The following is a 13,471-nucleotide window of genomic DNA, read 5'->3' on the forward strand; positions in this document are numbered from 1 at the left end:
ACACTAGCTAATAAAGTGAATAGGAATAAAATCAATGTGAAAAGTGGTCAATTTTTTGAAATTTGTAGTTTATTTGTTATGAGACAGATTAATTGCGATAAGCGTAGACATTATCTTTGCTGCAAGAGAAGCAGTTGCACCATTATCATGATATGGATTTAGCTCTACAATATCTACGCCAGTCACCTTGGTTTCTTGAAGAGAGTAAATCATGTCAAAGAGTTCTCTGGATGTTATTCCTGTAGCTTCAGGATTTCCAACTCCAGGTGCAAATGCTGGATCAAGTACATCAAGATCAAAACTAGAATAAATCATGTCAAAAGTAGAAACATGATCTTTTAGTAATTGAGGGCCTTTTCCATCACGGATTTCCTTATCGGTAATAGTTTTGATTTTATGTTCGGTTAAAAATTCCAGTTCTTCTTTAACAAATGCACGTGCTCCAACATGTAGAATGTTTTGAGCACCTCTTTCTTCAACAATTCGTCTAAGATAAGATGCATGACTAAGTTTGATATCAGCAAACTCATCTCTCAAGTCATAATGGGCATCAAATACAACATAACCAGTTTCTTTTGGAAAACTAGTGTATGTTCCATAAGTTATAGAGTGCTCACCTCCCAGAATAAACAACTGGCGTTTTTTTGCAACAAGTTCAGCGGTAATTTTTTTTACCATGTCAATCATTTCAGATGCGACAACAGTATGACGGGTATTTCCCAGATCTTCAATGTTTACAGTTTCTAAATCCACAGATAGTTCAGGATGAAATATCTCAATGTTGTTAAAAGAATCTCTGATTGAATCAGGACCAAATCTACAACCAGGTTTGTAAGAATGAGTTGCATCAAATGGAATGCCAAAGACAGTTGCTACAGGTTCAGAGTCATCATCCGAAGCAGTTATCAGGGGATTTTTGTTCATGTATAAATCAAGAAAACTCATAGCCTACACCATCAACTGAGGTCTTTTTGAAAGATGTACTGATTGATTCAATCCGGTAAAGGGTTTGTCTGAAGTTTGTTTGTTAATTTCATTCATAAAATCACCAAAAGACAACTCTCTGACATTTCCTGTCTGCCTATCACGAATGCTAAGATGCTCAGAACCTGCCTCTTTTTCGCCGATTACTAGAATGTATTGAATCCATTCTTTTTCTGCTTCACGTATTCTTTTTCCAATGCTTTCATTTCTGTCATCAACATCTACACGTACATTTTGTGCAGAGATTTTGTTACATAGATTTTCACAAAAATCATAAAATTCTTCTTTTAATGGAATAATTCTAACTTGGGTAGGCGCAAGCCATAATGGAAATTGTGGTTTTTTACCTTTCTTTGAGTCATCAGCTGCCTTTTCCAACAAGGCATAGATTATGCGTTCAATTGCACCGCTTGGAGAGTTGTGCAAAATGATTGGATTTTGTGCAGTGTTATTCTCATCGATAAATTCTATCCCATATCGTTTACCATTTTCAACATCTATTTGATCTGTAGATAATGCAGATGCTTTTCCTAAATTATCAATAAAATTGAATTCCCATTTTAAAACAAAATAAAAGAATTTTTCTTTCCACATTTCAACAAGTACGGGTCTTCCATGTTTTTTGACAAGTTCTTCGATTGAAGATTTATTTTCATTGTAAAAATCTTCAGTAAATCGAATTGCCATGTCATAATCAGAATCATCTATTCCCAATTCTTTCAGAACACTTTGAGACAAATCAAATCTAACCTTTATCTCATCTATGGCTTGTGGAATATCTTTACAAAATGCATGGCAATCAGGCATTGTGAATGCACGAAGTCTTCTCAATCCAACTAGTTCACCTGATTGTTCACGTCTAAAGCTGTATCTCGTGAGCTCATATAGCCTGTAAGGCAGATTTTTGTATGACATTTGAAAGTGATTTGCCATTAAAAATTGTCCAAAGCATGCTGCAAATCTCAAAAAAAGTTTCTTTCCCTCTGAATTAATATTGTATTGTCTTGCAGGAAATCGATTAAAGTAACTAACCATACTTGGGTGTTCGGAATCATACATAATTGGAGTTTCAACTTCATAACCGCCATACTCCTTTACACGGTCAGTGACATACCTTTCAATTAGTGATTTTATTAAACGACCATTTGGAAAAAATCTCATGTTTCCCGAATCAGAAGCAGGTTCATAATCTGCAATTGCAAGTTTTTTCATCAATGCAACATGAGGAGGAGGTTCATCAACCTGACGTTGTTTTGCAGATTCATATTTTGCCAATATTTCTAATTTCTTGTGATTAGAAAAATCAAAGTCACCAATGTTTGTCATTGTTCCATCAGGAGACATTATTTTCCAATAAGAGCGAATAGTAGATTCCCCTTTTAGTGCATCTGATGTAACTTCCTCATCTTTAGAAGATGCAGAATCTTTTGTTACAACTTTGGAGCTTTCAGCTAGAGGGTGTCCTTTAACTTGCACTTTGTAAGACTTTGTCCAACCAAAAGGAGAATGAGAAACTTCAAGATCTGATGCTCCATCTTCCATTTCCAGTAACAAAGACATTGCAATAGAGGGTTTTGCAAGATTTGAGCTAAGATGAGCATAAGGATATAACAATAATTTCTTGCACCCAATTTTTTCCATTGAGTTTTTTATCTGAGATATTGCGTTTTTTGCAACAGACGAATCATCACCATCTTCAATTGCAACAAATGCAACTACAATCTCTTCAAATCTTTGAGTTTGAGGGTTTTCAATTTCCTCAGCTGATTTGATCTCCTTTTTTGTAGGAGTATACTCTATACTATCACAGTGTAATTGCAATATTCGCATAATTTCAAACAGAAAAGACAATTGAAATAAGTGTTTGCTGAAATGCCAGAATTTTTTTAAGACATTTTATCACGTAATGAAATCACTGAGCGTAAAATAAGTCCAGATATGCCTAGATTGGAGGTAAGAAATTCCGATGCCCTTTTCAAAGAGTCTGCTCCACGATACCCTTCATCATAAATCATCTCCACCGTACCTTTGTCGGTCTCCACAAAAGAAGTGATCAGAGAAAAATCCCCTAAATGTTCATCAGTCCTTTCAACATACAGACGCAACTCTACTTTTAGAATCTTAAACTCGTCTTGCATGAAACTTCCTGAAGAAAATAAAACTTTAGTCTCATCAGGTATCCTGTTCACTCTCTTTGGATCATGCAAATCAACAACATTCAAGATATTTTCAATATGCAAATGATAGTTTAAAGTTTAGTCGCAAGTATTATTTACTCTGAGAAACTGTCAGTAAAAATGGACCATCACAATTTCCATGGAAAAAATATTCCTCATATTGAATTGAAACCCAATATGAAGATTGAAGATATTGTAGAGGTCTATGCTCAATCAGGATATAACGGGAGGCAATTAGGAGAAGCTGCAAAACTTTTTGCAAAAATGATAGATGAAGGAGCCACAATTTGTTTAACTATTGCAGGGGCAATGACACCAGTAGGATTTGGAGGAATCTTCAAATCATTAATTGAGAGAGGGTTTGTAGACTGGATTATCACAACAGGAGCTAATGTATATCATGAAGATCATTTTGCACACAAATTACCTGTAAAACAAGGACATTTTGATGTGGATGACATGATTCTGTATGAAAAAGGAATTGTAAGAATTCGTGATGTGTATATTGATTTTGAAAAAACAATGAAGGCAGAAGACAAAATAATGCAAGACATGTTTAAAGAAAAATTTATTGAAAAATCATTCACTAGTGCAGAACTGTGTAATTTCATAGGAAAAATGACTCAAGAAAAAGCTAAAGATCCAGAAAAAAGTTTCTTAGCATCAGCATACAAGTATGATGTTCCAGTATACATTTCAACGATTGGAGACTCGTCAATTGCTATGAATTTAGCAGTACATAGATTACGTGGCAAAAAATACAATTTTGATTTTGTTAAAGAATTATTAGAACAAGCTGCAATTCTATACAACTCAAAAAAATCAGGAATTTTGGAATTGGGGGGAGGAGTTCCAAAGAACACAGCTCAGCAAACAGGACCCACACTAGACCAGATTCTAAACAGAGATGACGGAGGGCAAGATTACATTATACAAATTACTGATGCTAGACCAGACACAGGAGGTCTTTCAGGGGCAACATTACAAGAAGGAAAGAGTTGGGGAAAAGTTCAAGATGCACATGAAGATGTAATTACTGTCTATGCAGATGCAACAATTGCATTTCCGATTCTGGCATTATATGCAATTAGCACACAAAAAAGAAGAAAACCAAAAAGAATTTTCAAACACCTGGACAAATTCTATAAAAAATTAGAGTCAGATTATTTGAATAACAAGTAATCACTTCAAAGTGCTAGAAATTATCAGTATTTTTCTATTAGGCTAAAATCTGTCAAATCTTGCACGTTCAAGTTCACGGTCATCTTTAGATTCTTTTTTGTATTCTTTGTAATGCTCCTTGCAAAGAACTGTTTTTTTGCCTGTCGAATTTACTCGCAATCCGGCATTTTCAACTTTGGTTGTATTTAGTGAACGGGCCCCATCTTTGTCACATCCATCAACATTACATTTTGCGCCTTTTGACACTACACCCATACAATCTCATATCCAATATGTTATTTATATTTGAAAATTTTAGAGGTGAGAACGAAATCATATCTCCATCGTTTATAAGAGGAATATTTTTTTCACAGTTTATGGGTGGAGCAAAAAAACCAACAGCCGCAAAAAAAGATTCATCATCTACTCCTAAAGATTCCAAAAAGAGTAAGAAAGACAAAGGTGAAGGCGGTCCAAAGAAAGCAGAGATCACAGTAATGGTTAACGAACAACAAGCAATGAAGATCATCCAAAGTTCCAAAGTAATTACAGTTCAAGACATGGCAAGACAAACAGGTGTAAAAATTTCTGCAGCAAACAAATTTCTAAAAGAATCTGCAGAAAAAGGAATTGTAAAGCGAGTTGGCGGTTATTCAGGACACCACTTGTATCAAGCAGTCTCCTCATAGATACACAATACATCTCCAGATTTAACATCCTTTAATGCATCAACATTTCCGGTCAGTTTTCCTATAGGAGTCATTGTTTTTGCAGCCTCCACATTGTTTGTAAAAAAACAAAAACTTCCAGAAGAAGGCAAGAATGCAACATCGCCTTTTTTGAATTCTGATCTTGCACGCTCTATTCCAGAGTCAACTGAAGTTTCAAAATAAACAATACTTTTTCCTAAAAGATGAGCATGTCCCTCCAATGGCAAAGATCTCATAATCGTCCCAACAGTTCGAGGAGACAGATGTCGTTTCAGATCACATGTGATTTTTGCTTTATCTCTAATCTCCAAAATTAGTTGTTTTCTAGATACAGAAGAGGTGCTCAATTCGTAGTTTAAAATGATTAGATTATATAACGTTTTAAGAAAAAATCGGTACTTGTCTGATGTCAATAAAACCGAAGTAGTAGAAGTTGCCGAAGATGAAATTCCTGCAACTGAGGAAGTTGACGAAATAGAAGTTGAAACTAACGCAGGACTAACCAAAGCACTAGACACATATCGAAAATTAATTGAGAAAAAAGTGGATGCAGACCCACTAACTGAAAAAGAACAAGATGATCTTGAAAAGAGAATTAAAGAAATTGAATCCAGAGAAATTGTTGAGACAATTATAGAACATGAGCCAGTTGAGATACCTTGTGAAAAAGGAAAAATTACAATTGGGCCACCAACATTGACCAGATTTGAAAAGGCAAGAATTATGGGTGCAAGAGCATTGCAGTTATCTTTAGGAGCACCGCCATTTATCCCAATTCCAAAAACTGCAAGGATTTCATTGGATATTTCAATGGAAGAATTAGAACAAAGAGTGATCCCAATCACAATTAGAAGAGTTCTTCCAAACGGGGATTACCAAAATATTCCTATCGACTATTTTGAAAAATGAATCATTGGTCGATAAAACTTAAAAGAAGACAAAATTGCTGATTGTTGAATAATGCTCATGGAAGAGACAAGTGAACCGCACGGTCAAGAGCAGACCAAAAAGTCTGAAACTGTTGTGCATATTGGAAATGATCCTGTAATGCAATCTGCAGTTGATGTGTTATCAACCATAGGAAATACAAAAAAAGTAATCATTAGATCAAAAGGAAACTCAATTCCAAATGCAGTTGCAGTTGCAAACATCATCACTGAAAAAATGCTAAAAGGTAATTCCAAAGTAGAAAAAATTACACTAGATACAGATGCAGCAGCTGGTATTGGAAGAATGACATCAACGATAGAGATTATTTTGATTAAGTGTTAGTAAACGCTACCAGGGCCTTTCAAAAGCATGTTTTCACATTCTTTGCATACTTGTTCATCAATATTAGATTCCAAGTTATGATGAATTTCACAGATTAACAAGCTTGATTTGATGTAATTACACAATCCTATGAATTTGGACAAGCTAGATGGGGTGTATGCCATATCAGATGAAAGATTTGAACTAAGTTCATCAATCAAATCTGAAACTTGTTTTTCTGCCAAAAGTTTTGCAATCAAAGATGGATCCCCTCTTGTACCTCGAATGTAATTGCTTACTGCAGCTTGTGTGACTCCAAGCATTTTAGAAATTTCATCTTCTCGAATATTGTGATCTTCTGCAAGCTTTTTTGCAAGAATTGCGCGTAAAGCAGGAATAAGAGTTTTCGATTCAATTTCTGCAGGAAGTAGCATTAATTCTCAAGGGCTCTATAAAGAATTTAAAGTTTGCAATTACAAGACAGATGATTTTACGTGTCAAATTAGGCATAGCTATTTTAATTTCAAAATAATTTATTTTGCATTGGATGAGACATCTAAGGAACTTTACGATACACTAGAGAAATCATGTAAATCATGCAAATCGGATTTAATTTCACTATCAGGAGGATTAGATAGTTCAATTATTGCATATTTTCTCAAGGAAAGAAAACCAAAAACACTTGCAATAATTGCAGAGGATTTTGTTTCAACTGATCTTACATATTGTCAATTGGTTTCAAAAGAAATGGAGTTACCATTAACAATTTACAATGTGAAAACAGCGGATATTTTAGAAGCAGTTGAGCAAACAATAAAAATTTTAAAAAATTTCAACGATATTGAGATCAGAAACAATGTTGTGATGTATCTTGCCATAAAATGGGCAAAAAATAATGGAATAAAATCAATAATTACTGGAGACGGAGCAGATGAATTGTTTGCAGGGTACAATTTTTTAGTTCACAAACCCGAAAAAGAACTAGAATCGGAAATCAACAGAGTATGCTCAATTATGCATTTTCCAACACAAGAGATAGGAAAAGCGTTGGGAATAGAGATTGAATCGCCATTCCTAAATGAAAAAGTAGTCAATCTTGCAAAAAAGATTCCAGCAAATTTGAAGATAAAAAAAGAGGGTGAGAAAAAACATGGCAAGTGGATATTGCGAAAAACTTTTGAAAAATACCTTCCTGAGCAAATTGTATGGAGAGAGAAATCACCTATGCAGGAAGGTTCAGGAACATCGGGACTAACAAATTTGTTTGAATCAATCATTGAAGAAGAAAAATATGTGGAAAAAAAATTAACTGTCGAAAAAGAAGATGACGTGATTATTAGAAGCAGAGAATCAATGCATTATTATGAAATTTTTAAGAAATTGTATGGATCACCTGTAGATAAAGATGCTAAAAATACATGCCCGTACTGCAAGCACAAGATAGTGAACTCAAAATTTTGCAGGATGTGCGGAGCATTTCCAATCTAATCTTATTTGTATTTACGAGGTTTTTTGATAAATATTCTTCTGCAACCATTACAGCAGAAATAAAATTTCTTTCCATCATGTTCATGAAGTAATGCTAATTCTTCATCAAGTTCAATTCCACAAACAGGATCAACTGGCACAAATTTTTCTTATGTAAATTCTATTTATAGATTCACCAAAAGATCGTACTAGGAATTAACAATTTCAAGTATTTTTTTTGGCAATGCGCCATAATCAGAATCAGGTTCAGATACAACATACAAAATATCCTCATTAATTGGGACACTTATTGCCAATGCTCTTTCACGTGAGGCCATTGCAAAATTTACTACACCTAGTTGCTTATCAAACTCTTTTCTCATTTTAACACGTAATGCAAGCTCCATGAAAATCATCTCATCATCCTTTTCGTTTTCCAAAGGTTCAACATTTGGTTTCATACCACCTGCAACCAATCGACCTCGTTCATTAATCACACCTGCAAATCTAATTTTTGAATCAATGGATAAAATTGAATCACAGATTTTTGAATAATCATAAATCTTTGCAGACATGCATTCACTACTCAAAAAGCCCATTTATTATCTTTCTACAAAATTTTGAACAAAGTTATGAAAAAAGCATCTCAAGAAGTTAATTTTTTGACAAGACCAAGGAACTCGTCTTCAGAATAAGGAGGAATTTTCATTACTTCGAGATTTTCAGAAACATGTTCTGAAGATTTTTGTCCAATCAGAGGAGCCAATACACCTGGACTTGAGCGTATGAATTGAAGTGCTCTTACAGAAGGTTTCAAATCACTAAATTCAGGCATCACACCAGGTTGTAATAACCTGCCTTGCATTAATGGAACACTAGTAAAAACACCAATTCCCAATCTTGTGGCAGATTCTAATACAGAAACAGGATTATTTTCAATTGTTTGGGTTTTTCCAAGTAACGCTTGATCATAATACAAATTGAATGGTAATTGAATAAACTTGAATCCATTATTTTCTCCACCAACCTTTTTTGCCATATTTACTGTATCTTCTAACGAAAGGTATTGTGGATTATCATTTGCAACTCTAAAGCATTCCCAAGTAGCCATTCCATAGAATTTAATTTTTCCTTCATCGCGTTTTTGTTCATACAATTCAAATACAGATTGAAGGTTTTTCAAAAATTGTTCTCGAGAGACATCTTTAATCTGACCTTCCATTGCATTATGAAGATACATCAAATCAACACATTCTAAATCAAGATTTTTCAAACTACGATCTAATTGATCTGAAAGATATGTAGTAGTCATACAATGGTAGCCAGATGTGATGTCTCCTTCTTTGACAACACCTTTTTGAGCATACTCTTCTTTGACATATTCCCAAAATCCAAGCTGAACATCAGCATCATTTGTGACGTATCCATTCTTTGTTGAGACAAATATCTGATCACGTGAAATCTTGTTTTCTTCAACGAGTTCTGAAATTGCTTTTCCAACAGAGCGTTCTGCTTTCTGTGCACGATAATTTATTGCAGTATCTACAACATTCACTCCAGATAAAATAGACTGTTTTACTGCACTAGTCACTAATTCATCAGTTCTAGCATCAGCATCACCAAGGTAAGTCCCAATTCCAACATTTGACAGAGTAAGGTTTTGAAATTCCTTAAAATTCTCTTGATTTACACCTGAATTTTGAGCAAATTTTTTGGTTCCGTCAGGAGTTGCAAATCCAGTAATCATATTTTTGGTTTAATTCTAACTAAATTTATGTTTAGACCACAGAATCAAGTAAAAAACTAATAACAAACAAGACGCCTGTAATTCTACTAAACATCAAAGTAGAAGACATGAAAGGAATTAATTTTTCAACAGAATCATAGGTTTTCTTTAAACCAAATCCAGATTTTATCACCAAAGGAATGCTCAAAAAACTAATCAAAGAAAGAAGAGGAAACAGATTTAGAGATACACCCACAATTATTGCAGAGCAAGATACAAAGGGAAATATCCAAAACAGTTTTGTTGCATTTTGTTTTCCAACCACTATCACCAGTGTTTTTCTGCCTTTTGATTTGTCTGCATCATGATCTGGAAACGATGCAATGAATAAAACCAACGAAGACAGAGAGCCAACAACCATTCCTGCAAGAATTGATTCGGTAGTTATTTGTCCAGATTGAATAAAAAAAGTTCCCATTATAATCATAGCCCCCTTTACTGCAACAAAAAATTCCCCTAATCCAGAATCAACAATTTTTGTAGAGTAAAAGTAGATAGACAGTATTGCAAATCCCAGAATAATTGCAATGATTATTCCATCAGTAATTACAAAATATGCCCCAATTGCAGAGCCAATTAATAGAAATGCAATTCCAGCGCGATATACACTAGATGGTTTTAGTAATCCTTCTGGAAGAACACCAGTTCCACCACTCATCTTTGTTTTTGGAGTCTTTGCATCTATTCCACGTTTAAAATCCCAAAAATCATTTAGTAAATCAACACTCGCATGAAGTGCCAAAACTCCTGCAAAAGTCAAAAATGCATCAAATACATCAATAGTTGAATTTTGCCACCAATTCAAAGCAAGACCTACAGAGACTGCAATTATAGATGCAAACAAAAAACGAATTCGAATGACTCTAAACCATACAGTGAGCATCAAGAATAATATAATTTTTTTAGTATAATATTCATGAGTTTTGTATTAAAGCCAGTATTTATTAAAAAAATCAATCAAACCCAATCATGATAATTGGCAGAGTTTTAGACAATGAGAAGAGAGTGAAATTTGACACAGATGTTTTCTGCACAGATTGTGGAAAAAAGGTGCCAGGAGGACTTCAGACAGGAGAATCATACTATCAAACTCAAGAATTTCTAGTAGAATTAGAGAATTTTAAAAAAAACTATCTGTGTGGGGTTTGCCGAGATAAAAAAAGAAGAAATTAGAGTTCTTCCTCTTCTTCCCATTCTTCTTCAATATTGGTTTTTGATTTCTTTAAGAACATAAAGACAACAACACCAACCATAAGAATTCCTGCAATTACAATGTAAATTATCCATTCAGGTAATTCCAAATCAATTGCATCAAATGTTTTTTGAGGAGCGTCAACGTTTACAGTGAATGAATCCTGGCCTTCAGCATACCCTTCAGCAGTTGCAATTATGTCAAATGAGATCGATGGACCTTCAAATGCAGTCAAACTCACAATGGCACTACCATCGGAACTTGTTCTAACAACATCAGGATTAAACAGGACATTATCTTCAGTGATAATTTTTATTAATGCATTTGGAACAGATTGGTCATTTTCATCATCTACAAATAATCTAAATTCTATTGACTCGTCAACTTTAACTTCACTTGCAAGCCCACCACTAGAGATCATCAACTGGGTTTGAGAAGATGCAGTGTCAATTTCATATGAAGTACCACTAACACCCTTTGCACTTGCATGAATTACAGAATTTCCAATAGAACCAGTAGTCTTAATAGGAAATGAGATGTAAGAGGATCCTGCGGGAATTACTGCATCATCAATCACCTGAATAACAGAATCATGAGAGGATGTGATTTTTGATTTAACATCAAACTTTGGAATTACAGGATTTCCTTGTAAATCAACTAATTGAACAATTCCAATATTATTTTCATGTTCCGCATTAATTTTATCAGTTGGGAAAAATATTTGTAATTTTGAAGTAGGCCAAGTGACAAATGTTTTGCTCGACTTTAATTCAGATTTTGTTTTTTCGCCAATTGGCTCAACGCTAAGGGTAACAGTGGTTTCATCTTCAGAAACATCAAATGTATCGCTTCTTAATTTAGTAAATGCAAATGTTTCATCTTTAGGAATTTCTATTAATCCATTAGTAGGAGTAATCAAGTATTTCCCAGCATCTTTCATAACTTTTGGGCGCTCATTTCCATCCATTGCGATTAAAAATACATCAAAATACCCATCCCTATCAAAGATTAAGCTGTTGTCTCCAGTAGGGGAAAATATTCTGACCTTCTTTTGCTCCAATGTGTTTATGACTTCAGTAGTAAATGAACCTGTACCAACACCATTAATTGAGGCAGATATTGTCAGAGGACCTGTTTTTTGCCCAGTTGATATTTTGGCAGTACCAAAAGAATAACTACTTGGAACTTTACCGCCATCAACGATTTTCCCTATTTCATCATCACTTGATATCACATTGATTTTTTGGACATATCCGTCACTGTACAAACTTTCACCAGATTGTGCAGGATACAATTCACCGTCTCCAAGACAATCAATAGAATACAAAAGCATGTTTTCAGAATCAAGTTCAGTGTTGTGAGTGATTTCAGAATCTGAGTCATTATTCAAATTGGATTCATTAGATTGTGTCTTACATTCTGGATGAATTTCAATTTCAGTACCATCAGATCTTATACCATCGTCGTCTCCATCATCTTCAATTAATGAGAATTGATAAGTGAAATACGCTGTAGCATTACTTGGAATTTTATCCAATCCAAAAACAGAAACAGATTTTTCATAATTCTTTGTGTCAAACCCAAAGTTAGAAGACGTTAAACTTTTTTTAGTATTTTTTTCTAACACAATAGATTCACCAACCGTTCTAAACGTATCAATTGCAGTTCCATATCCTTCTGCATTAACACCAATTAGTATATCATTCACAAGAAGGTTTTGCAAACTAAATTTCTCTCGTAGTAAAAAGCCAAATTCGCCTTTCTTAATTACAGGTTTTTCAGATTTTACAAAATCATCTAATTTCTCACCAATTGGGTATTGTTCACTAGAGAAAAAAGTCAAAGGGATGTCATGTGGTGTTTTTGTAGGATTTCCGTCAGAATCCACAACAGTTACAAAAACATCCAGTTTTCTGTCAATTTCAGCAGGAATCATTTTTGGATATATTGATAATTGTAATGCAGTAGGCAAAGTAGAAGAGATTTTGATGCTTTTTGCCACATCAAGGCCAGTTTCATCATTAATTGCTCTCAAGAATGTGTTTCCTGTTTTTTCATGTGCATATACAACACCCCAAGCATAATAATCACCTCTGTTTATAGTTAAGATGTCGTTTTCAGGAGTAGCCAAGGATGTTTCGTATTCCAATTTTATCAAGATATCATCAGGAGCTCGAACTACATTCCCATCAGAAGTTTTAAGAAATACAGAAAAAGGCATTTTGGAATTTACATGCATTTCATTTGTGGGCAAATGTAATTCCAAAATTAAGTCGTCGGGAAGATAAGATTCATCAGTTCCTATTTCTATTTTTTGGAAAGTTGTTTTGCCATTAAGTGTTGCAGTTATTGTTGTTTGGCCAGACTTGTCACTTGTGGTTATCGGGAATGATACAAATTCTTTATTAGCCTCCAAAATTATTCTAGGAGGAACACTTGCAATAGAAGGATCATCAGAGCTCAAGCTGACTGATACGTCATTAGATGATGTAATTGGAACACCTTGTTTACTTAGAACATAAAAATATCCCACATTATGTGTTGCAAATCCTGTTTCTAGATGAGATGGGGATATTGCAAGTTTAATGGAGTAATCAGACAATACATCTAGGTTTTGGGCAAAGATGTATTGAGGCATTCCTCCAAACAGTAGTGATATCATAAGTAAGAAAATCAGGGGTTTTTTTGTTTTCATTTTTTCACCATTTATCATTCACTCCATTTATTTTTCATAAAAAGGAAA

At 34.2% G+C, this 13,471-nt stretch carries 17 protein-coding genes; 6 read left to right on the forward strand and 11 right to left on the reverse strand.

Translation table 11 applies throughout. The features are described 5' to 3' along the window. Positions 1-69: 69 nt before the first annotated feature. From speB to NKOR_RS05175, 3 genes are read right to left on the reverse strand one after another with little or no spacing between them, the layout of a single operon-like run. Positions 70-945, reverse strand: a complete 876-nt coding sequence (gene speB, locus NKOR_RS05165) for an agmatinase (protein WP_016939399.1) — start codon at positions 943-945, stop codon at positions 70-72. Between the two features lie 3 nt (positions 946-948). Next, positions 949-2,814: a threonine--tRNA ligase gene (locus NKOR_RS05170; protein WP_014963312.1), complete on the reverse strand. Its 1,866-nt coding sequence runs from the start codon at positions 2,812-2,814 to the stop codon at positions 949-951. Between the two features lie 56 nt (positions 2,815-2,870). Continuing rightward, complete coding sequence (locus NKOR_RS05175; protein WP_014963313.1) at positions 2,871-3,206, reverse strand: hypothetical protein; 336 nt, start codon at positions 3,204-3,206, stop codon at positions 2,871-2,873. Positions 3,207-3,281: 75 nt separating this feature from the next. Here NKOR_RS05175 and NKOR_RS05180 point away from each other — a divergent pair, with 75 nt between their 5' ends. After that, on the forward strand, positions 3,282-4,343 hold the full coding sequence (locus tag NKOR_RS05180) for a homospermidine biosynthesis protein (RefSeq protein ID WP_014963314.1): 1,062 nt from the start codon (positions 3,282-3,284) through the stop codon (positions 4,341-4,343). 42 nt (positions 4,344-4,385) lie between these two features. Here the strand turns inward: NKOR_RS05180 and NKOR_RS05185 are convergent, their stop codons facing one another. Beyond that, positions 4,386-4,598 carry a hypothetical protein gene (locus tag NKOR_RS05185; protein ID WP_014963315.1) on the reverse strand — a complete coding sequence of 71 codons (213 nt, stop codon included), beginning with the start codon at positions 4,596-4,598 and terminating at the stop codon, positions 4,386-4,388. A gap of 101 nt (positions 4,599-4,699) precedes the next feature. Here NKOR_RS05185 and NKOR_RS05190 point away from each other — a divergent pair, with 101 nt between their 5' ends. After that, entirely contained in the window at positions 4,700-5,011 is a 312-nt protein-coding gene (locus tag NKOR_RS05190; RefSeq protein WP_016939924.1) for a 30S ribosomal protein S25, read from the forward strand. Here NKOR_RS05190 and NKOR_RS05195 read toward each other — a convergent pair. After that, on the reverse strand, positions 4,993-5,343 hold the full coding sequence (locus NKOR_RS05195) for a cyclophilin-like fold protein (RefSeq protein ID WP_016939400.1): 351 nt from the start codon (positions 5,341-5,343) through the stop codon (positions 4,993-4,995). The two genes, NKOR_RS05190 and NKOR_RS05195, sit on opposite strands and share 19 nt — an antisense overlap. 88 nt (positions 5,344-5,431) lie before the next feature. Between NKOR_RS05195 and NKOR_RS05200 the strand changes: the two genes are divergently transcribed. Together NKOR_RS05200 and NKOR_RS05205 are read left to right on the forward strand one after the other, a co-directional pair. Continuing rightward, complete coding sequence (locus tag NKOR_RS05200; RefSeq protein WP_014963318.1) at positions 5,432-5,941, forward strand: DNA-directed RNA polymerase subunit K; 510 nt, start codon at positions 5,432-5,434, stop codon at positions 5,939-5,941. Between the two features lie 51 nt (positions 5,942-5,992). After that, positions 5,993-6,304, forward strand: coding sequence for an AlbA family DNA/RNA-binding protein (locus NKOR_RS05205; protein WP_014963319.1), 312 nt, complete (start codon positions 5,993-5,995; stop codon positions 6,302-6,304). Here NKOR_RS05205 and NKOR_RS05210 read toward each other — a convergent pair. Next, positions 6,301-6,717, reverse strand: a complete 417-nt coding sequence (locus tag NKOR_RS05210) for a transcriptional regulator (RefSeq protein ID WP_014963320.1) — start codon at positions 6,715-6,717, stop codon at positions 6,301-6,303. The two genes, NKOR_RS05205 and NKOR_RS05210, sit on opposite strands and share 4 nt — an antisense overlap. Before the next feature lie 109 nt (positions 6,718-6,826). Between NKOR_RS05210 and NKOR_RS05215 the strand changes: the two genes are divergently transcribed. Next, the gene (locus NKOR_RS05215; protein WP_014963321.1) at positions 6,827-7,771 is read left to right on the forward strand and encodes an asparagine synthase C-terminal domain-containing protein; all 945 of its coding nucleotides are present in this window, start codon (positions 6,827-6,829) and stop codon (positions 7,769-7,771) included. A 2-nt stretch (positions 7,772-7,773) separates the two neighbouring features. On the opposite strand, the gene NKOR_RS05220 is transcribed toward NKOR_RS05215, so the two are convergent. The 4 genes from NKOR_RS05220 to NKOR_RS05235 all read right to left on the reverse strand — a co-directional run bounded on the left by NKOR_RS05220 (position 7,774) and on the right by NKOR_RS05235 (position 10,419). Then, the gene (locus NKOR_RS05220; protein WP_014963322.1) at positions 7,774-7,911 is read right to left on the reverse strand and encodes a YHS domain-containing protein; all 138 of its coding nucleotides are present in this window, start codon (positions 7,909-7,911) and stop codon (positions 7,774-7,776) included. Positions 7,912-7,959: 48 nt separating this feature from the next. Further along, the gene (locus NKOR_RS05225) at positions 7,960-8,325 is read right to left on the reverse strand and encodes a DUF6659 family protein (RefSeq protein WP_014963323.1); all 366 of its coding nucleotides are present in this window, start codon (positions 8,323-8,325) and stop codon (positions 7,960-7,962) included. A gap of 71 nt (positions 8,326-8,396) precedes the next feature. After that, positions 8,397-9,497: an aldo/keto reductase gene (locus NKOR_RS05230; RefSeq protein ID WP_014963324.1), complete on the reverse strand. Its 1,101-nt coding sequence runs from the start codon at positions 9,495-9,497 to the stop codon at positions 8,397-8,399. Positions 9,498-9,528: 31 nt separating this feature from the next. Beyond that, positions 9,529-10,419 carry a prenyltransferase gene (locus NKOR_RS05235; RefSeq protein ID WP_014963325.1) on the reverse strand — a complete coding sequence of 297 codons (891 nt, stop codon included), beginning with the start codon at positions 10,417-10,419 and terminating at the stop codon, positions 9,529-9,531. An 86-nt stretch (positions 10,420-10,505) separates the two neighbouring features. Between NKOR_RS05235 and NKOR_RS05240 the strand changes: the two genes are divergently transcribed. Further along, the gene (locus tag NKOR_RS05240) at positions 10,506-10,709 is read left to right on the forward strand and encodes a hypothetical protein (RefSeq protein ID WP_014963326.1); all 204 of its coding nucleotides are present in this window, start codon (positions 10,506-10,508) and stop codon (positions 10,707-10,709) included. Here NKOR_RS05240 and NKOR_RS05245 read toward each other — a convergent pair. Beyond that, positions 10,706-13,423 (reverse strand): hypothetical protein, encoded by a 2,718-nt coding sequence (locus NKOR_RS05245; protein WP_232202972.1) that lies wholly within the window; start codon positions 13,421-13,423, stop codon positions 10,706-10,708. The two genes, NKOR_RS05240 and NKOR_RS05245, sit on opposite strands and share 4 nt — an antisense overlap. Between the last annotated feature and the right edge of the window lie 48 nt (positions 13,424-13,471).

The sequence above is a fragment of the Candidatus Nitrosopumilus koreensis AR1 genome, from assembly GCF_000299365.1.
GTDB classification, from domain to species: Archaea; Thermoproteota; Nitrososphaeria; order Nitrososphaerales; family Nitrosopumilaceae; genus Nitrosopumilus; species Nitrosopumilus koreensis.

Excerpts from the sequence above, each read along its gene's own strand:
- NKOR_RS05245 (WP_232202972.1), bottom strand. The coding sequence starts at position 13,423 with ATGAAAACAAAAAAACCCCTGATTTTCTTACTTATGATATCACTACTG.
- NKOR_RS05190 (WP_016939924.1), top strand. The coding sequence starts at position 4,700 with ATGGGTGGAGCAAAAAAACCAACAGCCGCAAAAAAAGATTCATCATCT.
- NKOR_RS05225 (WP_014963323.1), bottom strand. The coding sequence starts at position 8,325 with ATGTCTGCAAAGATTTATGATTATTCAAAAATCTGTGATTCAATTTTA.
- NKOR_RS05235 (WP_014963325.1), bottom strand. The coding sequence starts at position 10,419 with ATGCTCACTGTATGGTTTAGAGTCATTCGAATTCGTTTTTTGTTTGCA.
- NKOR_RS05205 (WP_014963319.1), top strand. The coding sequence starts at position 5,993 with ATGCTCATGGAAGAGACAAGTGAACCGCACGGTCAAGAGCAGACCAAA.
- NKOR_RS05240 (WP_014963326.1), top strand. The coding sequence starts at position 10,506 with ATGATAATTGGCAGAGTTTTAGACAATGAGAAGAGAGTGAAATTTGAC.
- NKOR_RS05230 (WP_014963324.1), bottom strand. The coding sequence starts at position 9,497 with ATGATTACTGGATTTGCAACTCCTGACGGAACCAAAAAATTTGCTCAA.
- NKOR_RS05210 (WP_014963320.1), bottom strand. The coding sequence starts at position 6,717 with ATGCTACTTCCTGCAGAAATTGAATCGAAAACTCTTATTCCTGCTTTA.
- NKOR_RS05185 (WP_014963315.1), bottom strand. The coding sequence starts at position 4,598 with ATGGGTGTAGTGTCAAAAGGCGCAAAATGTAATGTTGATGGATGTGAC.
- NKOR_RS05180 (WP_014963314.1), top strand. The coding sequence starts at position 3,282 with ATGGACCATCACAATTTCCATGGAAAAAATATTCCTCATATTGAATTG.
- NKOR_RS05170 (WP_014963312.1), bottom strand. The coding sequence starts at position 2,814 with ATGCGAATATTGCAATTACACTGTGATAGTATAGAGTATACTCCTACA.
- speB (WP_016939399.1), bottom strand. The coding sequence starts at position 945 with ATGAGTTTTCTTGATTTATACATGAACAAAAATCCCCTGATAACTGCT.